This is a genomic window from Nocardioides sp. (assembly GCF_024509035.1).
In the GTDB taxonomy this organism is placed as follows: Bacteria; Actinomycetota; Actinomycetes; order Propionibacteriales; family Nocardioidaceae; genus Nocardioides.
In genome coordinates this window covers 1-490 of record NZ_JANINT010000368.1, presented here as the reverse complement: position 1 = coordinate 490, position 490 = coordinate 1, and the positions used below count along the sequence as shown (strand labels likewise).

Sequence of the window (490 nt, the reverse complement as noted above, 5' to 3'; positions counted from 1 at the left end):
TCTATCGTCGTCGACGGCAAGCGGTTCGAGAACTACGACGACTACCCGAGCGGCGCCCTCGGCCGGATCCCGCTGCGGACCGCGATCGCGAACTCCTGCAACACAGCCGTCATCTCGCAGGCCGGTCGGTTGAAGGACGGCGACCTCGCGGCCGCGGCGGCGTCGCTCGGGCTGGGGATCGACCACGACCTCGGCTTCCCCGCGTACTTCGGCAGCGTCGAGCCGCCGGCGTCGGAGACCGAGGCCGCCGCCGACCTGATCGGGCAGGGCACCGTCCTCGCCTCCCCGATGGCGATGGCGACCGTGATCGCGTCGATCCAGGCCGGCCACACCGTGGTGCCCCGGATGATCGACTCCGTCGACGTGTCCGTGCCGGAGGAGGCCGACCCGCTGAGCAAGCGGGAGGCCGGCCAGCTGCGCGAGATGCTGCGGGCCGTGGTCACCTCGGGCAGCGGCGTCGGACTGCTGGATGTCCCCGGCCCGCCGGTGA

1 protein-coding gene is annotated in these 490 nt (G+C 72.4%); it reads left to right on the top strand.

Annotated elements, in window-relative coordinates:
• Positions 1 to 490, top strand: a 490-nt coding sequence (locus tag Q0L15_RS21405) for a penicillin-binding transpeptidase domain-containing protein (RefSeq protein ID WP_296606783.1), incomplete at both ends; no start/stop codon positions are given.